The 20,823-nt window shown below is 60.8% G+C and carries 24 protein-coding genes; 8 read left to right on the forward strand and 16 right to left on the reverse strand.

The features are described from left to right. Nucleotides 1-17: 17 nt before the first annotated feature. The 5 genes from ACZ25R_RS07965 to lgt all read right to left on the reverse strand — a co-directional run bounded on the left by ACZ25R_RS07965 (nt 18) and on the right by lgt (nt 4,689). Nucleotides 18-674 carry a hypothetical protein gene (locus ACZ25R_RS07965; protein WP_472460657.1) on the reverse strand — a complete coding sequence of 219 codons (657 nt, stop codon included), beginning with the start codon at nt 672-674 and terminating at the stop codon, nt 18-20. Nucleotides 675-743: 69 nt separating this feature from the next. After that, nucleotides 744-1,895 carry a M24 family metallopeptidase gene (locus ACZ25R_RS07970; protein WP_464663327.1) on the reverse strand — a complete coding sequence of 384 codons (1,152 nt, stop codon included), beginning with the start codon at nt 1,893-1,895 and terminating at the stop codon, nt 744-746. Beyond that, on the reverse strand, nt 1,895-2,692 hold the full coding sequence (gene pgeF, locus ACZ25R_RS07975) for a peptidoglycan editing factor PgeF (protein ID WP_472460658.1): 798 nt from the start codon (nt 2,690-2,692) through the stop codon (nt 1,895-1,897). Before pgeF ends, ACZ25R_RS07970 begins: the two co-directional genes overlap by 1 nt. Before the next feature lie 66 nt (nt 2,693-2,758). Next, on the reverse strand, nt 2,759-3,841 hold the full coding sequence (locus tag ACZ25R_RS07980; RefSeq protein WP_472460659.1) for a class I SAM-dependent methyltransferase: 1,083 nt from the start codon (nt 3,839-3,841) through the stop codon (nt 2,759-2,761). Further along, nucleotides 3,838-4,689, reverse strand: a complete 852-nt coding sequence (gene lgt, locus ACZ25R_RS07985) for a prolipoprotein diacylglyceryl transferase (RefSeq protein WP_223612584.1) — start codon at nt 4,687-4,689, stop codon at nt 3,838-3,840. Before lgt ends, ACZ25R_RS07980 begins: the two co-directional genes overlap by 4 nt. A gap of 162 nt (nt 4,690-4,851) precedes the next feature. Between lgt and ACZ25R_RS07990 the strand changes: the two genes are divergently transcribed. From ACZ25R_RS07990 to ACZ25R_RS08000, 3 genes are all read left to right on the forward strand, one after another. After that, a complete protein-coding gene (locus ACZ25R_RS07990; protein ID WP_346304959.1) occupies nt 4,852-5,175 on the forward strand; it encodes an accessory factor UbiK family protein in 324 nt (107 codons plus the stop codon). Between the two features lie 487 nt (nt 5,176-5,662). Continuing rightward, nucleotides 5,663-6,163 (forward strand): type III secretion system chaperone family protein, encoded by a 501-nt coding sequence (locus ACZ25R_RS07995; protein WP_091877999.1) that lies wholly within the window; start codon nt 5,663-5,665, stop codon nt 6,161-6,163. A gap of 34 nt (nt 6,164-6,197) precedes the next feature. After that, nucleotides 6,198-6,533, forward strand: a complete 336-nt coding sequence (locus tag ACZ25R_RS08000; RefSeq protein WP_223612586.1) for a tRNA-binding protein — start codon at nt 6,198-6,200, stop codon at nt 6,531-6,533. Between the two features lie 72 nt (nt 6,534-6,605). Here ACZ25R_RS08000 and ACZ25R_RS08005 read toward each other — a convergent pair whose 3' ends face one another. The 3 genes from ACZ25R_RS08005 to ACZ25R_RS08015 all read right to left on the reverse strand — a co-directional run bounded on the left by ACZ25R_RS08005 (nt 6,606) and on the right by ACZ25R_RS08015 (nt 9,284). Further along, entirely contained in the window at nt 6,606-8,177 is a 1,572-nt protein-coding gene (locus ACZ25R_RS08005) for a GMC family oxidoreductase (RefSeq protein WP_464661338.1), read from the reverse strand. 48 nt (nt 8,178-8,225) lie between these two features. After that, nucleotides 8,226-8,801 (reverse strand): gluconate 2-dehydrogenase subunit 3 family protein, encoded by a 576-nt coding sequence (locus tag ACZ25R_RS08010; protein WP_223612588.1) that lies wholly within the window; start codon nt 8,799-8,801, stop codon nt 8,226-8,228. Between the two features lie 87 nt (nt 8,802-8,888). After that, the gene (locus ACZ25R_RS08015; protein ID WP_472460660.1) at nt 8,889-9,284 is read right to left on the reverse strand and encodes a VOC family protein; all 396 of its coding nucleotides are present in this window, start codon (nt 9,282-9,284) and stop codon (nt 8,889-8,891) included. A 230-nt stretch (nt 9,285-9,514) separates the two neighbouring features. Between ACZ25R_RS08015 and ACZ25R_RS08020 the strand changes: the two genes are divergently transcribed. Next, nucleotides 9,515-9,826, forward strand: a complete 312-nt coding sequence (locus ACZ25R_RS08020) for a ribbon-helix-helix domain-containing protein (protein WP_223612590.1) — start codon at nt 9,515-9,517, stop codon at nt 9,824-9,826. Nucleotides 9,827-9,829: 3 nt separating this feature from the next. Here the strand turns inward: ACZ25R_RS08020 and ACZ25R_RS08025 are convergent, their stop codons facing one another. The 3 genes from ACZ25R_RS08025 to ACZ25R_RS08035 form a co-directional block, all read right to left on the reverse strand. Next, nucleotides 9,830-11,125, reverse strand: a complete 1,296-nt coding sequence (locus tag ACZ25R_RS08025) for a sensor histidine kinase (RefSeq protein WP_374042724.1) — start codon at nt 11,123-11,125, stop codon at nt 9,830-9,832. Between the two features lie 175 nt (nt 11,126-11,300). Next, complete coding sequence (locus ACZ25R_RS08030) at nt 11,301-12,011, reverse strand: response regulator (RefSeq protein ID WP_223612591.1); 711 nt, start codon at nt 12,009-12,011, stop codon at nt 11,301-11,303. Nucleotides 12,012-12,073: 62 nt separating this feature from the next. After that, nucleotides 12,074-12,577, reverse strand: a complete 504-nt coding sequence (locus ACZ25R_RS08035) for a MarR family winged helix-turn-helix transcriptional regulator (RefSeq protein WP_403183865.1) — start codon at nt 12,575-12,577, stop codon at nt 12,074-12,076. A gap of 362 nt (nt 12,578-12,939) precedes the next feature. Here ACZ25R_RS08035 and ACZ25R_RS08040 point away from each other — a divergent pair, with 362 nt between their 5' ends. The 3 genes from ACZ25R_RS08040 (at nt 12,940) to ACZ25R_RS08050 (ending at nt 15,072) form a co-directional block, all read left to right on the forward strand. Continuing rightward, complete coding sequence (locus tag ACZ25R_RS08040) at nt 12,940-13,830, forward strand: branched-chain amino acid aminotransferase (protein ID WP_464661336.1); 891 nt, start codon at nt 12,940-12,942, stop codon at nt 13,828-13,830. A gap of 178 nt (nt 13,831-14,008) precedes the next feature. Continuing rightward, nucleotides 14,009-14,320 (forward strand): hypothetical protein, encoded by a 312-nt coding sequence (locus tag ACZ25R_RS08045; RefSeq protein WP_472460661.1) that lies wholly within the window; start codon nt 14,009-14,011, stop codon nt 14,318-14,320. A 107-nt stretch (nt 14,321-14,427) separates the two neighbouring features. Further along, nucleotides 14,428-15,072: an MBL fold metallo-hydrolase gene (locus tag ACZ25R_RS08050; RefSeq protein WP_403183863.1), complete on the forward strand. Its 645-nt coding sequence runs from the start codon at nt 14,428-14,430 to the stop codon at nt 15,070-15,072. 56 nt (nt 15,073-15,128) lie between these two features. Here the strand turns inward: ACZ25R_RS08050 and ACZ25R_RS08055 are convergent, their stop codons facing one another. The 4 genes from ACZ25R_RS08055 to ACZ25R_RS08070 all read right to left on the reverse strand — a co-directional run bounded on the left by ACZ25R_RS08055 (nt 15,129) and on the right by ACZ25R_RS08070 (nt 18,406). Continuing rightward, nucleotides 15,129-15,545: a BA14K family protein gene (locus ACZ25R_RS08055; RefSeq protein WP_223612596.1), complete on the reverse strand. Its 417-nt coding sequence runs from the start codon at nt 15,543-15,545 to the stop codon at nt 15,129-15,131. Nucleotides 15,546-15,910: 365 nt separating this feature from the next. Then, the gene (locus ACZ25R_RS08060) at nt 15,911-16,126 is read right to left on the reverse strand and encodes a cold-shock protein (protein ID WP_105732051.1); all 216 of its coding nucleotides are present in this window, start codon (nt 16,124-16,126) and stop codon (nt 15,911-15,913) included. 428 nt (nt 16,127-16,554) lie between these two features. After that, a complete protein-coding gene (locus ACZ25R_RS08065) occupies nt 16,555-17,382 on the reverse strand; it encodes a transglycosylase SLT domain-containing protein (RefSeq protein WP_472462457.1) in 828 nt (275 codons plus the stop codon). A gap of 124 nt (nt 17,383-17,506) precedes the next feature. Next, the gene (locus tag ACZ25R_RS08070) at nt 17,507-18,406 is read right to left on the reverse strand and encodes a lipid kinase (RefSeq protein ID WP_472460662.1); all 900 of its coding nucleotides are present in this window, start codon (nt 18,404-18,406) and stop codon (nt 17,507-17,509) included. A 149-nt stretch (nt 18,407-18,555) separates the two neighbouring features. Between ACZ25R_RS08070 and ACZ25R_RS08075 the strand changes: the two genes are divergently transcribed. Next, the gene (locus ACZ25R_RS08075) at nt 18,556-19,254 is read left to right on the forward strand and encodes an HAD family hydrolase (protein ID WP_223613453.1); all 699 of its coding nucleotides are present in this window, start codon (nt 18,556-18,558) and stop codon (nt 19,252-19,254) included. On the opposite strand, the gene ACZ25R_RS08080 is transcribed toward ACZ25R_RS08075, so the two are convergent. Further along, nucleotides 19,255-20,772: a helicase HerA domain-containing protein gene (locus tag ACZ25R_RS08080; RefSeq protein WP_472460663.1), complete on the reverse strand. Its 1,518-nt coding sequence runs from the start codon at nt 20,770-20,772 to the stop codon at nt 19,255-19,257. Nucleotides 20,773-20,823 lie beyond the last annotated feature (51 nt).

The raw sequence follows: 20,823 nt of genomic DNA on the forward strand, positions 1-20,823 counted from the left end.
TCAAACGCGTAAATATGTCACGTCTTGGCGCCGGATACCCATTTCAGATAGCCGTCGATTGCCTTGTCGGCGATTGATTCCATCACCTTCGGAGGCACGGTGCTCCAAGGGTCTGTTCCGTTGCCGGGGACGATTTCCTGTCCCTGGATACGGTGAAGCCGGGTTCCCGCAGGGTCGAGCACGTCCCAGACATAGATGATCGTCGTCTGGTTGCCGTCGGGAAGGGCGGAGAAGTAGCCCTTCATGATATGCGTGTTGTCGGTATCGGCGGCCGTACCCAGAACGATGCCCTTGGCCTTGGCCAGCGCCGAGAGCCGTTGTGACAAGGGTGTGGCGGCGGCAATCGGCGCGCCGACGATCGGGGCGAAACGCAATTTTGCCGTGCGGGACACACCCGTCTGCGCGGCGCCCGATGCAACGGCGGTGCCTGCGGGCGTGGCAGTTCCCGGTTGCGGCGTTGCTGCCGGTGTCCCTGGCGCCGTGGCCGTCGGTGTCGCGGTGGTCACCGTTGCCGGTGCTGTGCCCGGCGTGACCGTTCCCGGCGCTGCAGCTGTGCCTTGCGCTGCCGGAAGGTCTTTCTTTGTCACGCCCATCGGCGATTCGGCGCTGTTGCAGGCACTGAGGCCAAGAGCCGCCAGCGCCGCACAGGTATAGGTCAGTGATTTGCGAGACATCATCTTTGGTCTAACCCCATCATGAGCCATAGTTGTGCCATCTCGAAAAAACGAAAGCTGACAAAAGTTTTATTTTACGATCAAGTCAAGAGGTTGGCGCGAAAGTGGCTCGGCAGCGCCATTGGTCGTGAGGTAGGTCCGTCCCAATGTCATGGCCGTACCGCTGTCGGAATCCATGATGATCATATGGGCAAAAAGCGTCATGTCGGGCTGTATCCGCTCCGGATTGCCCGCGTAGAACATCGGCATGTCCATCCATGAGGGTGTGAAGCGCGCGCCTTGCGAATAGCCACAGGCATTGAGCCGGTGCCGCGTCAGGTCATGGGCCTCCATCACCCGGGAATGCGCGTCAAAGACATCACCGAAAGTTGATGCCGGAGTCATCGCCTCTTCAACCGCCTCGAGCGCCTCGCGGGCCGCGTCATAGAGCTCCAGATGGCGTTTCGACGCTTTGCCGGTCAGCACGGTGCGCATCATTGCCGCGTGGTAATGGCGATAGACACCGGCCCATTCCAGCGTGAGCTGGTCGTTTTTCGTGAGCTTGCGCCGCCCGGCCTTGTACCGGCACAGCAGGGCATCTTCGCCCGAACCGATGATGAATTCGTTGGCCGGGTAATCGCCGCCGCCGGCAAAGATGGCGCCCTGCATCGCCGCGAGGATATCGCCTTCGTCGGCACCGGCCTTGATGAGCTTCAACGCCGCATCCAGCGCCTCGTCGCCAAGTTCGGCCGCCTTGCGGCTATAGGCGATTTCTGCGGGGCTTTTCAGCACGCGCAGCCTGTCGACAAGACCGGATGCGTCGACGATCTGGCCAAAGGCGGCGAGTTGTTCATCGAGCTTGCGGCCATTGGCGGCGGTCAGGCCGTGGGTCTGGTATTCGACGCCGATGCGTTTGCCGAGCAGGTCGAGATCGTTGAGGAGTTCGCGCAAATCCGCTGCCGGATTGGCATTGTCGCGGTCGGCCCAGATCACGATGTTTTCGATGTTCGAGGTCTGGCGCGCCTGGCGCAAATCGGCCGAGCGGGTCATCAGCACCTGGCTGCCATCGGACTTGACGACGAGACACTGGAAGAAGCAGAAGCCGAACGTGTCATAGCCGGTCAGCCAGTACATGCTCTCCTGCGCGAAGAGCAGAATGGCATCCAGCTTCTGCTCGGCCATCACCATCATCAGGCGGTCGCGGCGTGCCGCAAATTCCTCGGGCTCGAAATGAAGGGCCATCATTGTTCCTCTAGAATGGTGATCGCCGAGATCTGGCGACCATAGTCCGGTTCCTTGCGATGGGTGGTGCGCCGGTAGGAGAAAAACTGGTCTTCCTCGGCATAGGTGCATTTCTCCAGTGCGGCGGCGTTCACCCCGGCATTGCGCAGCCGCATGGTGATGAAAGCCCAGAGATCGAACATCTTGTGGTTTTCTTTGACGGAGTCGCGGAAAAAACGGGTGTAGGACGGGTCGGTTCCGGTGAACTGATCATAGAATTCCGCGCCGACTTCGTAATTGTCGGGGCCGATCGTTGGTCCCAGCACCGCCTGGATGTTGTCGCGTTTCGCGCCGAGCGCAATCATCGCGTCGATGGTGTTCTCCAATACGCCGCCAAGGGCGCCGCGCCAGCCCGCATGGGCCGCGCCGATGACTTTCGCATCGCGGTCGGCAAATAGGATCGGGCCGCAATCGGCCGACAGCGCGCCGATGACAAGGCCGGGTGTCGCCGTCACCATGGCGTCGGCCTTGGGCCGCTCGCCGGTGAGCGGCGCCGTAACCGTGATGACATCCGGCGAATGCACCTGATGCACGGTGACGAGATGGGAGAGGTCGGCTCCCAGCGCGCTGGCCACGCGCCTGCGGTTTTCCCGGACATGGTCCTGATTGTCGTTGGAGCCGCTGCCGACGTTCAATCCGGCGTAGATACCTGTGGAAACGCCGCCGATACGGGTGAAGAACCCGTGAGCGATTCGATCTTTCTCGGGAGACCCCAGCAGGGAAGCGTGCAGCGCTACTGGTTTTTCAGACGTGATCATGCCGGATTGCTCTTTCTCAAGGCTGCGGATGGTGGTGGAGCATCGACGCGAAGTCAATTGCTTCCGTCATATGGATTCGAATGGAAACAAATGTGTGGCGGAGTCCGCGACGCAAAGCACCTTGAACAGCGTGCCCATCTGATCGGGGCCTGCCAACCGCTCGACATCGGCGCGGATCTCATCCTGGAACGCCGCCGGCTTGCCGCGGCCGAGGGCGCCGGCGCGGTCGAGCAAGCCCATGGCGATGAGAAAATCTCCCTGCGTCATGGCATTTGCCGTGCAGCCTTCAGAATGCGCGGCCTTTGCCAGCATGGCAAAATCCACATGGCTGGTCAGGTCGGCTTCACCCGGCGTGTCCAGCACGTCAACAGGCTTATGGCTGCGCAGCGCCTGCAGCGTATCGCCGAAACCCTGGCGCAGATGGCCATAATCGAAGAGCAGCGCAGCGCCGCGCGCGCGGTGCAGGCGTTCGGCGATATCCTGCATCAGCGCACTGCGTGCCGGGGCAATTTCGACAATACTGCCATCGGGTGCCGTGCTGTGTCCGGCGGGCAAAAGCGCCGTATCGATCGATCCACTTCCCGCCGCAAATGCCAGGTTGCCGCCGTCGTCGACGGTGACGATGCGGTCGACGAAACGCCCGCCCGATTTGACGTACTGGCGGACCGGAATGGCATCGAACAGCTCATTGGCCAGGAGAACCAGCGGACCGGATGGCAAATCGCCGAACTGCGCATGCCACCGGATTTCAAGACCGGAGGCGGCGAGTGTCTCTTTCTGGATCTGCGCGAGGCGCGGGCTGATCTCGACCATGCGGATCTGTGCCGCCGCGATGAAATCCGGGGCAAGCTTTAATGCCGTGCGCAGCACGTCCTGCATCAGCGTGCCGCGTCCGGGGCCCATCTCGCACAGGATGAATGCGGCGGGCGATCCCATCGCCTGCCAGGCGCTGACGCACCAGACGCCGGCAAGCTCGCCGAACATCTGGCTGACTTCCGGGGCGGTGATGAAATCGCCCTCGCGGCCGAATGGTTCGCGCGTCGTGTAATAGCCGGCATCCGGATCGAACAGGCACATCGCCATATAGTCGGCAACGCTGACTGGGCCCGTCAGCCCGATCTGCCGGATGATGCGTTGTTTCAGTGTCATCGTCCGGTGGAAACTTCCGGGTTGCGGGCGGTCAGCAGTGCCCACAGGCCGACGAGCACCATGGGAACGGACAGGATCATGCCCATCGTCAGCCAGCCGCCATAGAGGTAACCGAGCTGGGCATCCGGCTCGCGGAAGAACTCGACAAAGATGCGCGACAGGCCATAGCCGGTGATGAAGGCGCCGCCGATAAAGCGCGGGCTCTTCAGCTTGCGGCCGTAAAAGATCAGCAGCGCCAGCGTGGCGAACAGGACGATGCCTTCCAGCGCCGCCTCGTACAGCTGGCTCGGATGGCGGACGAACGGGCCTCCCGTCGGGAAGATCATGCCCCAGGGCACATCGGTGATGCGGCCCCAGAGTTCGCCATTGATGAAATTGGCGACACGGACCAGCCCAAGGCCGACGGGAACGCCCGCGGCGATGGTGTCGATCATGCTGAACACCTTGATCTTGCGCGAGCGGGCAAACAGAATCATCGCCAGCGTGGTGCCGATCAACCCGCCATGGAAGGACATGCCGCCTTCCCACACCTTGAAGATGTCGAAGGGGTGGCTGATGTAGCGGGCCAGATCGTAGAACAGGATATAGCCGATGCGTCCGCCCAGAACCACGCCGAGCGCAGCCCACAGGACGAAGTCATCGAGATCGTTGGGCTTCATCGGCGGCGTGTTGTTGGCCCACAGGCGCGGCTTGCTGATGAGTCTCTTGCCGTACCACCAGGCGAAGAGAATGCCGACGACGTAGCCGAGGCCATACCAGTGAACGGAGAACGGCCCGATGGAAAAGATCACCGGATCGATATTGGGAAATGCGATCGCGGCCATCGTCGGGACAAGTATTTCGCTCACAATAGGCACTCCGTCATCATCATGTTCATCGGCGCGGACCATGCGCGAGGGCAGGAACAGCGTCAAGCCGCCTGTCCGGTAACATTTGTGCAATTATGACCTTCGCTTGCAATCGCCTGCCGCGGCGATTATTTGATGGGGAAAGCAACAGAGGTATCTGCCATGACCAATGGATCAAACCGCGTTCTTGATGAACTGGCCAAGCTCGTGACCGACGCTGCCGGTGCAGCGCAGGGCGTCCGCCGCGAAGTCGAAACCGCTTTCCGTGGGCAGGCTGAACGGCTGCTCAACACCATGGATGTGGTACAGCGCGAGGACTTCGAAGCGGTGCGCGAAATGGCCATCCGTGCCCGTGCAGAAAACACGGCGCTGCTCGCCCGTATCGAAGCGCTGGAAGCGCTCGTCGGCCACAAGGAAAAGCCTGCCGCCGATGCGGCCAAACCGGCAAAGGCAGCAGCGTCCGGCACGCGCGCCAAGAAGGACTGACCGTTAAAAGAATCGCATTTTTGCAGGCCCATTGCCCGTGTCCGGGCAGTGGGCCTTTTGCATTTTTGACCGCTCCGGAATCACGGACACTCTCTGCGGGGCGCCCGGGTGCCGTTTCGCGGTGATTTATCCGGCATATTCGGGCTGTCCCCAAAATAAATCTTAAGAAATTATCAACAGGTGGAAATCGCCGAAAATCGTTTTCTTAGAGTCAGTTAAAGGCTGCTCGTGAATCATTTTCGTAACATCTGTCCACACCCATTCGCGCCATTTGGCCAAAAGGGGACTGGCGCTCGGACTCAGCATCAATACACTGAAATTACAGCATGATTCGTTTCAATGGTCATGCAGCGGGTAACAAGTTCATATCCGTGGTCCGGCTGGTGCGTACTGCCTGCCGGTGAGTTTTCAAGCGTTAGGTGTCCTTTGGGTGGGTGCGCTGTGCTCCCGCAGCGTCAGATGAGATTCGATTGAGCAGGTAATGGCGATGAGCCTTCTGGAAATAGAGATTGCGCGTGATTTGCATCCGGTCGATGTGATTGAACATGTGGCCCATGCCAATGAATGGGCTTTCGAGCGCACCGGGGACGACGAGATTGCCATTACGGTCGAGGGCAACTGGACCGATTACCAGATTTCCTTCTCGTGGATGGAAGATTTCGAGGCGCTGCATCTGGCCTGCGCCTTTGATATCGCGGTCAGCGAACCGCGCGTCAATGAAGTGATGCGCTTGCTGTCGCTGATCAACGAACAGCTGCTGATGGGGCATTTCGATCTGTGGCGCCAGGAAGGCGCGGTGATGTACCGCCAGTCGCTGCTTCTGTCCGGCGGTGCGGAACCGACGAGCAAACAGGTGGAAGTGCTTCTGTCCAGTGCGCTGGATGCCTGCGAGACCTATTTCCAGGCATTCCAGTTTGTTGTCTGGTCGGGCTCGACAGCACGGGAATCGCTCGATAGCATTCTGTTCGAGACGGTCGGTTCCGCCTGACCTGAAGCATGTCGGTTTGTTTGAGTTGAATGTGATGACCATCAGTTTTGATGATTTTGAGAAAGTGGATATCCGCGTCGGCACGATCGTCGAGGCGGAAACCTTCCCGGAAGCGCGCAAGCCGGCCTTCAAGCTCAAGATCGATTTCGGCCCGGAAATCGGGGTGAAGAAGTCCTCCGCGCAGATCACCAAGCACCATACGCTGGACGAGCTGAAAGGCCGCCAGGTGATGGCGGTGGTCAACTTCCCGCCGCGCCAGATCGGCCCGTTCATGTCGGAAGTGCTGACACTGGGTTTTCCGGACGAGGAGGGCGGCGTTGTTCTGGCCGCCATCAGCAAGCCGGTGCCGAACGGCGGCAAGCTGTTTTAAATACGAGCTCTTGATGAGATTCATGGGCGCAAAAGTCGGCTTTTGCGCCCAGAGCTTTTTCAGTTCCTAAAACTAAATCGTCTTCGCCGCCATCTCCTTGGCGATGTAGTCCGCCTGCCGGATGGCAAGCGTGACAATCGTCAATGTCGGGTTCTCCGCCCCGCCCGAGGTGAACTGGCTGCCGTCGGAGACGAAGAGATTCTTGATGTCGTGGCTCTGGCCGAACTTGTTGACCACGCCATCCTTCGGCTTCTCGCTCATGCGGTTGGTGCCGAGATTGTGCGTTGACGGGTAGGGCGGTGTCGGCAGGGTGCGGGTTGCGCCGACGGCCTTGTAGAGGGCCTGACCCTGTTTGTAGGCATGGTTGCGCATCGCGGTGTCGTTGGGGTGGTCGCTGAAGTTCACATTGGCGATGGGCAGGCCGTACTGGTCCTTCTCCTCCTTGTGCAGGGTGATGCGGTTGTTCTCCTGCGGCATGTCCTCGCCGACGATCCACAGGCCGGCCATGTTGGCATATTCATCGAGCGCCGAGGTGAAGGAACGGCCCCAGCCGCCCGGATCGAGAAACGCCGCCATGAAGGGCAGGCCGAGCGACAGCGTTTCCATTTCATAGCCGCCGACAAAGCCGCGCGCCGGATCATGCCGTGCCTCGTCGCGGATGATACCTGCCATGGTGGTGCCGCGATACATGTGCACGGGCTTTTCGAAGATGCCGTAGACCGAGCCGGTGGTGTGGCGCATGTAGTTGCGCCCGACCTGGCCGGAGGAGTTCGCCAGTCCATCCGGGAACATCGTCGAGGCGGAATTCAGCAGCAGGCGCGGACTTTCGATCGAATTGCCGGCAACGGCAACGATGCGGGCCTTCTGCACATGCTGCTTGCCGTCCTTGTCGACATAGAGGACGCCGGTCACCTTGCCGCTCTTGTCGTGCTCGATCTTCTGCACCATCGCATTGGGGCGGACTTCCAGCCTGCCGGTGGCTTCCCCCTTGGGGATTTCCGTATAGAGCGTCGACCATTTGGCGCCCCATTTGCACCCCTGGAAACAGAACCCTGTCTGCTGGCATGCCATGCGGTCATCCCGCTCGGCGGAGTTGATCGCCATGTTGCCGGTGTGGCATTCCTTGTAGCCGAGCTTGTCGGCTCCGGCCTTCAGCACCTTGAAGTTGTTGTTGCCCGGCAGGCCGGCAATGCCGTTGGTGCGGGTCACGCCCATCTTGTCCTCGGCCTTGGCGTAGTAGGGCTCGAGCTCCTTCAGGGTGAGAGGCCAGTCGAGCAGGTTGGCGCCCTCGAGCTTGCCGTAATGGCTCAGGGTGCGGAACTCGTGCTCCTGCAAACGCAGCGAGGCACCGGCCCAATGGGTGGTGGTGCCGCCAACCGATTTGACGATCCACGCGGGAAGGTTGGGAAAATCCTTGGCGACCCGCCAGTCGCCGGATGTGCTGCGTTTGTCGACCCAGGCAAGCTGGCCGAAACTGTCCCATTCGTCATTGATGAAGTCTTCATATTCATGCCGGGCGCCGGCTTCGAGTATGACGACGTCGATGCCCTTCTGCGCGAGTTCGTTGCCAAGCGTACCGCCGCCGGCGCCGGAACCGATGATGACGACAACGTGGTCGTCCTTGAGATCATAAGGTGCAGCCATGGTTTCCTCCCGATAGGCTGAAGAACAATGTGCGATGGCCGAGATGGCTCAAAGCCACTCGATGTCGCTGAAGCCGCGGGCGATATAGCCGCCCTTCGAGTAGGATTCGCCTTCATAGCCAAAGAGCGGCCACAGCTCCTTCTGGTTGTAGAGCCCGGTGACAAGACCACCTCGAATTGTCTGGAAGAACGGCGTGTCCTCGATCTGGCGCAGCAGTTTCAACCGGTGCTCTTCCCAGTCGAGACCCAGATAGCCGCCTTTGCCGGCCCGCCTGTCGAGGTCGGCGATGCCGGTCTCGATCAGCTCCTTCTGCTTGGGATCGGAACCCGCCTTGGCGTCGTAGGGTTTGACGGCAATGGCGTAGAAGCGGTCCGGAATGTTGTCATGCGGGTAGATATCGCGCGCCAGCTGGATCAGCGTCGCCATGGTCTCGGGCTTGAGATTGGATGTCTCGAGGCCCCAGGCCTGCTGCGGATGGATGATGGAATTGCCGCTGATGACCAACAGAGCGCCGAGGCTGGCCATGCCGCCCCGTTTGAGCAGTTCACGCCGCGACAGGCCCGCCTGCGTGGCGGAGCCGGATTTGCCCGGCTCCGCGGCCTTGCGGTTGAATATCGTTACCATGGATTTCCTCCCTTGCTTGCTATCGGCGCTCTCCCCCGAGCGCGCCCTTGCTGGCTGATGGCGTCCTCCAACGCCGTTCAGCCGGTTTCAGACGAACCGGCCCTGTCGTTGCAGGACTTCAATCTTGTAGCCGTCCGGGTCTTCGACGAAAAAGAACCGGGCCAGCAGCGCGCCCTCACGCTTGAATTCGACAATGTCACGGATTTTGAAATCGAGACCTTTCAGCCTGACATGCTGGGCGTCGAGATCATCGACGCTGACCGCGAGATGGCCGTAGCCGTCACCGAGATTGTAGGGTTCGGTGCGGCCCTTGTTGATTGTCAGTTCGAGCTCGAATGCCGTTTCGCTGTTCCGCAGATAGACGAGCGTGAAACTGTCGAAATCCAGCCGGTCGGCGACTTCGAGGCCGAATGCCTGTTGATAGAATGATACGGACCTGTCCTCATCGAGCACGCGGATCATGGAATGGATGGCTTTTGCCAAAAAGACCTCCTTTGACGTTGCGCCCCGCGGCAAAACTTCGGTTGCAGTTGCAGGGCATGTCGGCGATTATGGACCCGGGAAAACAGAATGGGTGGCAATCGGCTACCACACCGCCGGAAGAGCGGAATAATTTTCGCCGGCAACCGATCCGGTGCGCAAAATTTCACCTGCCGGGATGAAGCGCATCAAGGGGATGGCCAAGGGCGAAGCAGAAAAGGGAGGTTCGTTGGATGTGTAAGGTATTTGCAGAACAGGATCCGGAAGGCTACCGGCAGATCAACCGTTCTGTGCGCATTGCCGGGCATTCCACCAGCATCCAGCTGGAAGTCACGTTCTGGAAGCTGCTGGACGAGATCGCCGTCAGCCAGAACATGACGACGCCGCGCTTCATCTCGACGCTTTACGATGAGGCCCTGCAGGCCAATGGTGAGATTCCGAATTTCGCCTCGATGCTGCGCACCACCTGTGCGCTGTATTTGCGCGGTGTCCAGGCAACCGCCGAAACCTCCTGCGTGACGCCGATCGGCAACCGGGCCGCCTGACGATCAGGCGGGAATACGCACGACGGCGCGCAGGCCGCCCATGGGGCTTTCGTCCAGGGTGATATCGCCGCCATGGCTGCGGGCAATGTCAAGCGCGATGGCAAGCCCGAGCCCGGTGCCGCTGGCATCCTGATTGCGCGCCTCATCCAGCCGGAAGAATGGCTTGAACACCTCGTCGCGCATCTCCTTGGGGATGCCGGAGCCGTCATCGTCGATGGTGATGCTCAGCCAGCCGTCGCGGTGATCGGCGGTGACGACGACATTCTTGGCATAGCGGAACGAGTTCGATACCAGGTTGGAGATCAGCCGCGAGAAGGCATTGGGCCGGACCTGAATCTCCGGTTCGCCGCGAATGCTGGACTTGAAGCCGCGCTCCAGCAGGGTGCCTTCCTCTTTCAGTTTGGTGAAAAGGCGTTCCAGGTTGAAGGTGCCGGTTTCTTCCTCCGCCTCGCTGCGGGCAAAGGCGAGATAGCCCTCCAGCATGGACTGCATATCCTCGATGTCCTGCTCCATCGCTTCCGTATCGACCTTGTGGCCGACCAGCGCAAGCTGCAGCTTGAAGCGCGTGAGGATTGTCCGCAGGTCGTGACTGACGCCGCTCAGCATGGTGGTGCGCTGCTCGATCTGGCGTTCGATGCGCTCGCGCATGACGATGAAGGCCGCGCCTGCCCGCCGGACTTCCTCCGCGCCGCGCGGCTTGAAATCGGGCGGTGTCGCCCGGCCCTTGCCGAAACTGTCGGCGGCCGCGGCCAGCTGCTGGATCGGCTTGATCTGGTTGCGCAGGAACAGGATGGCGATGGCCAGCAGCACCAGCGCCGAGCCGGACATCCAGACCAGGAGAATCAGCGTGTTGGAGGCATAGGCCTGGCTGCGGCGGGCAAAGACCCGCAGGACCTTGCCTTCCAGCTGGATGCGGATTTCGACGAGATCGGAATCGCCTATTGTGTCGATCCAGAACGGCCGGTTGATCTGCTTGGTGATCTCGGCGCTCAGCGGTTCGTCAAGAATGGAAAAGAACGGCTTCGGACCGGGCGCAGGCAAGGGGTCGGGCGGCAGGATGGAGATGTTGAGCGACAATCTCTCGCGCGCAATGCGGATGAGGTTTTCATAGCCGGGGTCCTGCGGATAGGTGTCCATCAGGTCGATGATGCCGGAGATGTCGCGCACCACGGCCGTCGACAGGCGCTGGGTGACCGTCTGCCAGTAGCGCTCCATGAACACGAAGGCGATGACCGACTGCAGCAGCACCATGGGTGCGATGATGATGATCAGCGAGCGGGCATAGAGCCGTTTCGGCATCCACTGCGCCAGCCAGCGGGAAAACTTCCGCCAGGGGCCGAGCAGCGTGCTGCGGCGGCGGCGCCAATGCCGCTGCCTGACTGCCAATGCGCGTTTTGCACTGTCCGTTTGTGCCATATGATCGGTGCCCACTCGCGCATTGGTTATTGCGTCCTGATCCCGCGGATCGGGACGTTTACTCCACGCTCAATTTATAGCCGACGCCGCGCACCGTCTGCAACCAAACCGGATTGGCCGGATCGTTTTCTATCTTGCGGCGCAGACGGTTGATCTGCACGTCGATCGTCCGTTCGCCGACATCGCCTTCCTGGCCGGTCAGCTCATGCCGGGGCACGGTTTCACCGGCGCGGGCCGCAAAGATCGCCATGATATCCTGCTCGCGGTCGGTCAGGCGGATCAGTTCGCCCGAACGCTTCAACTCGCGCTTGGCGATGACGAAGGTATAGGGCCCGAAAACGATCTGCTCGATCTTGGCCTGCGATGCCGGGGCGCCGCGGCGCAGGATATTGTTGATGCGCAGGATCAGTTCGCGCGGGTCGAAGGGTTTCGGCAGATAATCATCTGCACCGGCCTCGAGACCGCTGATGCGGCTGTCGGTTTCCGACAGGGCCGTGAGCATCAGGATGGGAACGCTCTTTTCCTGGCGCAGGGACTGGGTGAGGGCCACGCCGCTTTCACCCGGCATCATCACATCGAGGATCAGCAGATCATAATCAATGCCGGCAAGCTTGCGCCTGGCCTCGTCCGCATTGGCAGCCACCGTAATGCGAAAGCCGCTGCCGGTCAGATATTGCGACAGCAAGTTTCGAATCCGGGTGTCGTCGTCGACAATGAGCAGGTGCGGCGCATCGTCTGAAAGCGGAAGTTCTTCACTCACCAAAATCATTCCTTCTCTCTCCGGGCATTGGCGCCCGCCCTTGGTCCCCGGACGTCCCTATCCGGCATAAACTAACCTGCCTGTGGCAGACTGTCGATCTGTTGCCTTTGGCCCGGATTGACCATCGCTTTGAGGAAATGTTCGATCACGGCCCGGTCAGCCAGACCGATTTGCTCCAATGCACTGCCAATGCGGCGTGATTGCGGTGCGGCAAGCTCAAGCGCGAGTTCTCTGCCCTTCATGGTGGGATAGAGTTCGCGCTGCCGCCGGTCGCGCGGGCCGGGTATTTGCACGACATGGCCCGTGTCGATCAGCTGCTTGAGAACACGGGCGAGACTCTGCTTGGTGATTTGCAGCACATCCAGCAGTTCCGCAACGGTCATGCCCGGCTTACGGTTGATGAAGTAGAGAACCCGGTGATGGGCGCGGCCGAAGGTCAGCTTTTCCAGAATCAGATCCGGGTCGGCGGTGAAGTCACGGTAGGCAAAGAAAAACAGCTCGATGAGGTCGAGTTCGCGCGCATCCGCCTTGGTCAGGGCTGTCTCAATATGCCGATCCGGTGTATAAGGTTTCATGCAGGGCTCCCGCTCTCATTCATGTGTCGCCGAATAATATGTCAGTCTTGTTGACTTAATTTTAGACTGCTGATAATTTTTGGCAAGCTGTTGGCCGCATTTTGAATGAAACGAAAAGCCAATAAGTGTTTCCGGGACATTTTTCCTCATCGAAACGCCTATTGCTGCCACGCATGGTCCCGAAAATCGGCACGATTTTCATCGGGGATCAGGCGTGAATTCGAAATGGACAGCGTTCTTTGCGCGTTCAAGAAGAACGCGCGGCGCTGTCGGGAGCCAAGGTTCACCAATTGTGAAACGGGAACAATTGGCGTCGTCTCAAACCCGTCAAACGATCAGGAATCAAACGCCTGGAGGAAAACATGGCATCCGTACCATTTGATCAGCTTGAAGGTTACATCTGGATGAATGGCGAATTCGTTCGCTGGGCAGATGCTAAGGTTCACGTGCTGACTCATGGCCTGCACTATGCAAGCTCGGTCTTTGAAGGTGAGCGCGCCTATGGCGGCGAAATCTTCAAGCTCAACGAACACACGGAGCGTCTGCACGAATCGGCGCGTATTCTTGGCTTCACCATTCCCTATTCGGTCGAAGAACTGAACGATGCCTGCCGCAAGCTTCTTGCCAAGCAGGGCTTTCAGGATGCCTATGTGCGCCCGATCGCCTGGCGCGGCAGCGAGTCGATGGGCGTTTCGGCCCAGAACAACAGGATCAACGTGGCCATCGCCATCTGGCAGTGGCCAAGCTATTTCGACCCGGCGCAGAAGCTCAAGGGTATCCGTCTGGATATGGCGGAATATCGCCGCCCGGATCCGAAGACGGCCCCGTCCAAGTCCAAGGCCGCCGGCCTGTACATGATCTGCACGATCTCCAAGCACGCCGCCGAAGCCAAGGGCTATGCGGACGCGCTGATGCTCGACTGGCGCGGCCAGGTGGCCGAAGCCACCGGCGCCAACGTGTTCTTCGTCAAGGACGGCGTCATTCACACGCCGAAGCCGGATTGCTTCCTCGACGGCATCACCCGCCGCACGGTCATCGAGCTGGCCAAGCGCCGCGGCTATGAGGTTGTCGAACGGGCGATCATGCCGGAAGAACTGGAAGGTTTCGAACAGTGCTTCCTGACGGGGACGGCTGCGGAAGTGACGCCGGTTTCGGAGGTCGGGCCATACCGCTTCACCGTTGGCGAGATCGCGATCAACCTGATGAACGATTACGCCGCCGAAGTAACACCGAAGAAAGCAGCAGCGGAATAACTCGCAGTATCAGAGCGCAAATAAGGCGCGCTCAGCCCGATACTGCAAGCTTGCTAACGAAAACAACCGGTTGATACCTCTTTATTGAGGCATCAACCGGTTTGACATTGCCCAAAACTTAGTCAACATGCCAGTGTCAGGCATGAGTCTGGCGCGAAACGTTGACGGGGTGTCAATTATGGGTGCACTTCTTCCTCTCATCATCCAACTGATCTCAGGGGCTGTCGGCGGCAATGTTGTCGGCGGTATTCTCAAGAACCTGACTCTTGGCCCGACTGGCAACACGATTGCCGGCGGCGTTGGTGGACTAGTGGGTGGCTACTTGACGCAATACCTTGGCGCCGGTGGTGCCCAGCTCGTGGCAAACGCAGCATCATCGTCGGGATTGGATCTCGGCTCAATCATCGGCAATGTTGCCGGTGGCGGTGTTGGCGGTCTTATCCTCACTGCAATCGTTGGTGCGATCAAGAACGCGCTGGCCAAATCCTGATCATCACAGGATGCAAGCGATTTTCAAGGGCGGTCCCATTGGCCGCCCTTTTTATTTGGGCTAAAGCCTGATGTACGAGATTTCTGAAAGCATAGGGTTGGAACAAAATGGGACAATTGCAGGCCGGTATCATCCCCGTGACGGCCTTTCAGCAGAACTGCACGATCCTCTTCGACAGCGATGACAAGCATGGCGTCCTGATCGATCCCGGCGGTGACAATGATCAGGTGCTCCATGCCATCCGCTCCAACGGCATCACCATCGACGCCATCTGGATCACCCATGGCCATATTGATCATGCGGCAGGCGCCATGGATATGAAGGAGGCGCTCGGCGTCGATATCATCGGTCCGCACGAGGCGGATAAATTCCTTCTGGATTCAATGGAGGAGAAGGCGGTCCAGTACGGCATCCAGGGCAGCGGCGTGCGCAACTGCACGCCGGACCGCTGGCTTGCGGATGGCGATACGGTGTCCTTCGGGTCGCATGTGTTCGAGGTGCTGCATTGTCCAGGCCATGCGCCGGGCCATGTGGTTTACTACAACCGGGCCGCCAAGTTCGCCCATGTCGGCGATGTCCTGTTCAACGGCTCGGTCGGCCGCACGGATTTGCCGGGTGGCGACCACGAGACCCTGATCAACTCGATCAAGAACAAGCTGTTTCCGCTTGGCGACGATATCGGCTTCATCTGCGGGCATGGCCCCGGCGGCCGTTTCGGCGAAGAGCGCCGCACCAATCCGTTCCTGACCTGACAAAAAGGCCGCCGGAGCGAACCTGCGGCCTTTTTTTCAATCCGGCTGATCAGCGATCAGTTGGCGTTGCAGAAATATGCACGTCCGTCATAGCCGCGGAACGTACCGGTTTCTGGATTGAAGGAGCGGTAGCGGTCGGCGCAATAGCGATACCAGGCGCGTGACCACGGCTGGGCGCTGCCATAATAGACCGGGCGCACTTCGCGATAGACGCGAACCGGCGCGGCGCGATAGACGGGACGATCATCGTAGTCGCGATAGATCACGTCGGGTTCGCGTGGCTGGGCGAGCGCGCCGCCGATGAGCGCACCTGCGGCAAGGCCGATAGCGCCGGCTGCGAGTGCATCGCCGCCGCCGCGATGATGATGACGGCGCCAGCCCCAATCATCAGCCGATGCTGACGAAGCAAGCGGAACGGCGATCGTTGCAAAAGCTGCCGTCGCAAGAATGGCAATCTTCATACCTTTAAACATCTGTGCCTCCTTTGAAGCATCCTTGGCGGAACTTTTGGAACCGCCTGATCGTGTTGGGCTGGACTTTCAGTGGGGGCGCCAGCCGTGATGTGTGTTTTAAACGTTCCAGAATGAATGCAAGCTGAACGGAAAGCGGGCACTTTCGTTCCCTGCATCCCATGCGGGAAAAGCACATCGACATCATAATATCAGCAAATCCATGGCAAGGAACGAGCGAAGGGTGCCGAAACTGGATAATTGGGGGGATTTCCACGCAAAGCATCCGCTTTGCGGACGCGCAGCCATCGCCGCGACCGGGGAGGTGGACTTTCAGGGAAAACCCCCGGGCGTGTCCGGGGGTCCCGAAGCGGCTTGCGCCGCCTGAATTATTCCGTAACCGTGATGTTGACGGCCTTGGGGCCCTTGCCACGACGGTCAGGCTCGGTATCGAAGGAAACCTTCTGATTGTCTGCGAGACCTGTGAGGCCGGATGCCTGAACGGCGGAGATATGGACAAAAATGTCCGCTGCGCCGTCATCCGGTTTGATAAAGCCAAAGCCTTTTTCACTGTTGAAGAATTTGACCGTACCGGTCTGTGCCATGCTCCGTTCCTTTTCCTTACTTACCGCGTTCCCCTCCGGGCTTGCGGGATTGGTAGTGCCGCCTTTTGTAAGATACATCCGGCGTAAATCATGCAGGCAGTTCTCGAATTCAGGAAAGGAGCCGATCATTGCCGGGATTTCCCCCGACCCGGTATTCTTGCGGTTCCGGCGCGCCGTTCTTCCAGTCTTCCAGTGTTCGCAGATGCCCGAACGCTTTGAGACTGCTAGAATAAGTGTTTTTTGGCAAGCAAAAGTTTTTCCATCGTTTAGGCGACTATATCGAACAGCTGTGCAGCCGACATACTTCGCCGCGCAAAATCGTTGCCTGCAACCCATGTATTAACCGCGCCGGCCACCGCAATTCGAGGTTGTACGTGGTAGTGATCCCGCATAAAACTGTCCAAATGGTCAAATTTTGGCTTCTAACCCTAGCGGTTGCGCAGAACAATACATGCGCCGCCGGCACCATGCAGCTTGGCGCAGATGGCATTGGCCTCGCCGCGCGTGTCGGCACCGATGCGCACGGCATAGATGCCGCGCCGGCCCATCGGCGTGCGATAGCGGCTGATGACCGGCTCGTGCTGGTTCAGGATGGCCGGAAAGGCGCGGCGCAGCCGTTCCATCTGGTTCACGGCGGCCGAGCGGCGGAAGTTTCCGGCAATCTGGATGCCCCAGGGTTTCGGCTTGATCTGGGCCATGGAGATCGTCGCCGAGCGGACAACCGGCAATTGGCGGCAGGCGGCATCGAAGCCCAGTTTGACATTGAGCGGCGCGGCGCCGATCTCCGCGCCCGCCGCAAAGTCATCGGCCGGACGCCCCGTGATATCAAGCACATAGTCCTCGGTTTCGAGCGGCAGAAAGCCGCCGCTCGACAGCCATTTCGCCACGCGTGTCGGTCCGGCATTGTAGGCGGCCGCTGCCAGTCCCCAATTGCCGAAGGTGGCGCGCAGGTCCTTGAGCAGCGCCGCCGATGCCGGAAGCGCCTGGGCGAAATCGAAGGGATTGGCCAGTTGCCGCTCCCGGGCGGTGCCCGGCATGAACTGGGCGATGCCTTGCGCGCCGACCGGGCTTTCCGCCTGATCGTCGAAGCGGCTTTCCTTCCAGATCAGGCGGGCAAAGAAGTCGCGCGGCACGCCGTGGCCGTCGGCCTGGGTGGCGATGGCGGCGCATATCTGGCTGACGGTCGGGGCGGGCGGCTGCGGCGGTGCCGGTACGGACGGGTTATCGGCCGCAAGCACGATCGATGCGGTCAGCATGGCGAGAGATGCACCCAGAGCGATCTTACAAAGCGCGTTCACCCAGCCCCCATTCGTCACGCATTCCACTGATGAGCATAAAGCACAGAGCAATTCCGGATGAAAGACTGGGATGGCTGCGCGTCTACATTTGGTCTGTTTGCGGCACAAAGACCCGGATTGCCTTCTCCCGGATGCGGAAATGTGCCGGGGTCCAGGCGGTGAGGTCGCCGTCGGTGTTCACGGGGCGCGGTTTGCTTGTTTTGATGGTGACTTGCGTGGTCTGGAAGGCCCGCACATCGTCCCAGCGGCCGTGGGTTCCCTTGCGCAGGCTGGGCAGGAGGCCAAGCAGCCGCCACCAGTGATCCACCTCCAGGCTGTAGAAATCCAGCCGTCCGTCATCGGCGGTCGCGGTTTCCTCCACGGTCATGCCGCCGCCATAGTGGCGGCCGTTGCCGACGGAAACCTGCATCGTCCTGATTGTTTCGACCGAGCCGTCATGCTCGACAGAGGCGGTGAACAGCCGGGAGCGGGCGAGGAGGCGGGCGGCAACAATGGCATAGCCGAGCTTGCCCCAGCGCTTCTTGGCCTTTTCCGTCAATTCCGCGGCCAGTTCGGCGCTGAAGCCGATGCTGGCGACATTGAAGAACAGGTTGCCGTTGACTTCGCCCAGATCAATGGGACGCGGTTTGCTGGAAAGGATCAGTTCCGCCGCCTTGAGCGGGACGGGCGGCAGGCCGATCGTCCGGGCGAAATCATTGGCCGTGCCCAATGGCAGGACACCCAGTGGCAGGCCGGTCTCGACAAGACCGGCAGCGGCGGCGTTCAGCGTGCCGTCACCGCCGCCGATGATCACCAGATCGCAGGCATCCTGCATGCGCCTGATCACGTCGGAGATGGATTCGTCCTTGTCCGGTGCCGCATCGACCAGCGTCAGTCCACCGGTTTCCAATGTCTTGCGGATGGGATCGATCGGCTTCCGGCCGCTGCGCGCATTGGGGTTGACGATGAACAGGGCGCGTCGTCGCGGTTTGGCTTGGGTCAACAGGTTGGTGCTCCGGTTTGCAGTCCGCCGCAGGTGGGGTTTGATTTGTGGCGAAACAAGGCAACGTCATGCCCCGGCTGGTGGATTTTGCCGGTGGCAAGCGCTACACAGCTGGGATCATCATTTCGGCAACGCATGAGAGTTCGAGAATGTCCTCCCTCACCACTATCGGTTTTGACGCAGACGATACGCTCTGGGAAAACGAACAGTTCTTCCGGCTGTCGGAAAAGCATTTCGAGACGCTGCTTGCTCCCCACACGGATGTGCCTGACCTGTCGGACCGGCTTCTGGAGGTGGAGCGGCGCAATCTCGATCTCTATGGCTTCGGCATCAAGGGGTTCACCCTGTCGCTGGTCGAGACGGCGCTGGAGGTGACGGATGGCAAGATACCGTCATCGGTTCTCGGCGAAATCCTGGCGGCGGGGCGGGACATGCTGCGCCATCCCATCGAAACTCTGCCGCATGTGCAGGACACGCTGGAACAGCTGGCCGGGCGCTACCGGCTGGTCCTGATCACCAAGGGTGACCTCTTCGATCAGGAGCGCAAGCTGGCGCAATCGGGCCTTGGCGATTTTTTTGATGCGGTTGAGATCGTCAGCAGCAAGGACCGGGCCACCTATGAGCGGATTTTCAGCCGCCATGGCGATGGCCCGGAGCACAGCATGATGATCGGCAATTCGCTGAAATCGGATGTGGTTCCGGCCATTCAGGCCGGCGGCTGGGGCATCTATGTCCCGCATGCGCTGACCTGGGTGCTCGAACATGTGGATGCACCGGTGGCGGAGCCGCGCTTCCGCCAGATCGACCATCTCGGCGATCTGGCTTCTTTGCTCGCCGATATCGGCTGATCATTCGGCGGCGTGCTGTTCCTGCGCACCGTCATCGGGACCGTTGGGATCGCCCGCCATTGTCTCGCAGCCGAGATCGGGGAAGGCGACGACGCGGTTTCCGGCAAAATCGGTGCGGACCACCACCAGTCCCTGTTCCTCGAAATAGGTCAGCAGCCGCCGGGCGCGCCGGGCGGAATGGGTGCCGTAGGCGCGGGCGAGCGTTGCATCGGACGGGCAGGGATTGCCGGTGACCGCCGCCTGCGCGACAATGAAGAACACACCCTGCACGTCGTCGGGCAGGCTCTTGGACAGTTCCAGCGCCTGCTGCCACGGCTCGCTCTGTGCAGTTTCGCCGTCGATACCGGCGCGCGCAACCGCCAGCTTGCGGCGGAAGGCTGGCAGCGACAGCGCGTCGCCGGGGACGCGGCGGATGCGGCAGCGCACCAGAAAATCCTGATAGAGCACCGCATCGGTGCGGAAACCGGCATCCGGATCGCCCAGCATTTCCTGCATGACCGCATCGATCAGCGCGCTGCGTTCGGCTTCGTCGATTTCCGGGAACAGCGTCAGGGCGGGTGCTTCCGCTTCGGCCATTGCCTTGGCTTGGGTCAACTGTGCCAGGATGTCGGCCGTTGGGGTGGGTGGCGGCGGTGTGGGCGCGCGCCGTACGACCGGGCGCCGCTCTTCAGGCGCCGGCGTGAAGATCAGTTCATGCGCATCGTCGGCCTGCTGCGGCAGCGGGGTCAGCTTCGGGCTGGATGAGCGGGCGGAGGTTTCAACCGGGCCGATGGTGACCGGCAGCGGGCGGCGCGACAGCGCGGGGCCAAGGGCAACGAAGTGTCCGCGCGCCAGATCGCGGAACTGTTCGGCCTGCCGACGCTCCATGCCGAGCAGGTCGGACGCGCGGGCCATGTCGATATCGAGGAAGGTGCGGCCCATCAGGAAGTTGGAGGCTTCGGCGGCAACGTTCTTGGCCAGCTTGGCCAGCCGCTGCGTGGCGATGACCCCGGCAAGTCCGCGCTTGCGGCCGCGGCACATCAGGTTGGTCATGGCCCCGAGCGACAGTTTGCGCGCCTCGTCGGAGACTTCGCCGGCAACCGCCGGGGCAAACAGCTGCGCCTCGTCGACCACGACAAGCATGGGATACCAGTAGTCGCGCTCGGCATCGAACAGGCCACCGAGAAAGGCTGCGGCGCAGCGCATCTGCTGTTCGACATCGAGGCCTTCGAGATCGAGCACCACGGACACCCGGTGCTGGCGGATGCGCGCGGCAATGCGGGTCAATTCATTCTCGGTGCGGGCGCCATCGACGACCACATGGCCGTATTTGTCGGCAAGGGTGACGAAGTCGCCTTCCGGGTCGATGACGCATTGCTGCACCCACTGGGCGCTCTGTTCGAGCAGGCGGCGCAGCAGATGGGATTTGCCCGAACCGGAATTGCCCTGCACCAGCAGGCGCGTGGCCAGAAGCTCTTCCAGGTCGAGCATGGCTTTTGCGCCTGCGGGCGCCGCTCCCATGTCGATGTCGACCTTCATTGCTTCTCCAGACCGGTGGTGATTCCGCGCACGGTCAAACGCGCGCGGACC

The organism is Phyllobacterium sp. RCAM01083 (genome assembly GCF_055685835.1).

Bases quoted from the DNA above. Each gene is read 5' to 3' on its own strand.
- ACZ25R_RS08065 (WP_472462457.1), bottom strand. From the start codon at position 17,382: ATGCTGACCGCATCGATCGTGCTTGCGGCCGATAACCCGTCCGTACCG.
- ACZ25R_RS08060 (WP_105732051.1), bottom strand. From the start codon at position 16,126: ATGGCACAGACCGGTACGGTCAAATTCTTCAACAGTGAAAAAGGCTTT.
- ACZ25R_RS08050 (WP_403183863.1), top strand. From the start codon at position 14,428: ATGGGACAATTGCAGGCCGGTATCATCCCCGTGACGGCCTTTCAGCAG.
- ACZ25R_RS08045 (WP_472460661.1), top strand. From the start codon at position 14,009: ATGGGTGCACTTCTTCCTCTCATCATCCAACTGATCTCAGGGGCTGTC.
- ACZ25R_RS08035 (WP_403183865.1), bottom strand. From the start codon at position 12,577: ATGAAACCTTATACACCGGATCGGCATATTGAGACAGCCCTGACCAAG.
- ACZ25R_RS08080 (WP_472460663.1), bottom strand. From the start codon at position 20,772: ATGAAGGTCGACATCGACATGGGAGCGGCGCCCGCAGGCGCAAAAGCC.
- ACZ25R_RS08025 (WP_374042724.1), bottom strand. From the start codon at position 11,125: ATGCCGAAACGGCTCTATGCCCGCTCGCTGATCATCATCATCGCACCC.
- pgeF (WP_472460658.1), bottom strand. From the start codon at position 2,692: ATGATCACGTCTGAAAAACCAGTAGCGCTGCACGCTTCCCTGCTGGGG.
- ACZ25R_RS08020 (WP_223612590.1), top strand. From the start codon at position 9,515: ATGTGTAAGGTATTTGCAGAACAGGATCCGGAAGGCTACCGGCAGATC.
- ACZ25R_RS08055 (WP_223612596.1), bottom strand. From the start codon at position 15,545: ATGTTTAAAGGTATGAAGATTGCCATTCTTGCGACGGCAGCTTTTGCA.
- ACZ25R_RS07990 (WP_346304959.1), top strand. From the start codon at position 4,852: ATGACCAATGGATCAAACCGCGTTCTTGATGAACTGGCCAAGCTCGTG.
- ACZ25R_RS08030 (WP_223612591.1), bottom strand. From the start codon at position 12,011: ATGATTTTGGTGAGTGAAGAACTTCCGCTTTCAGACGATGCGCCGCAC.
- ACZ25R_RS08010 (WP_223612588.1), bottom strand. From the start codon at position 8,801: ATGGTAACGATATTCAACCGCAAGGCCGCGGAGCCGGGCAAATCCGGC.
- ACZ25R_RS08005 (WP_464661338.1), bottom strand. From the start codon at position 8,177: ATGGCTGCACCTTATGATCTCAAGGACGACCACGTTGTCGTCATCATC.
- ACZ25R_RS07970 (WP_464663327.1), bottom strand. From the start codon at position 1,895: ATGGCCCTTCATTTCGAGCCCGAGGAATTTGCGGCACGCCGCGACCGC.
- ACZ25R_RS08000 (WP_223612586.1), top strand. From the start codon at position 6,198: ATGACCATCAGTTTTGATGATTTTGAGAAAGTGGATATCCGCGTCGGC.
- ACZ25R_RS08075 (WP_223613453.1), top strand. From the start codon at position 18,556: ATGTCCTCCCTCACCACTATCGGTTTTGACGCAGACGATACGCTCTGG.
- ACZ25R_RS07995 (WP_091877999.1), top strand. From the start codon at position 5,663: ATGAGCCTTCTGGAAATAGAGATTGCGCGTGATTTGCATCCGGTCGAT.
- ACZ25R_RS07965 (WP_472460657.1), bottom strand. From the start codon at position 674: ATGTCTCGCAAATCACTGACCTATACCTGTGCGGCGCTGGCGGCTCTT.
- ACZ25R_RS08040 (WP_464661336.1), top strand. From the start codon at position 12,940: ATGGCATCCGTACCATTTGATCAGCTTGAAGGTTACATCTGGATGAAT.
- ACZ25R_RS07980 (WP_472460659.1), bottom strand. From the start codon at position 3,841: ATGACACTGAAACAACGCATCATCCGGCAGATCGGGCTGACGGGCCCA.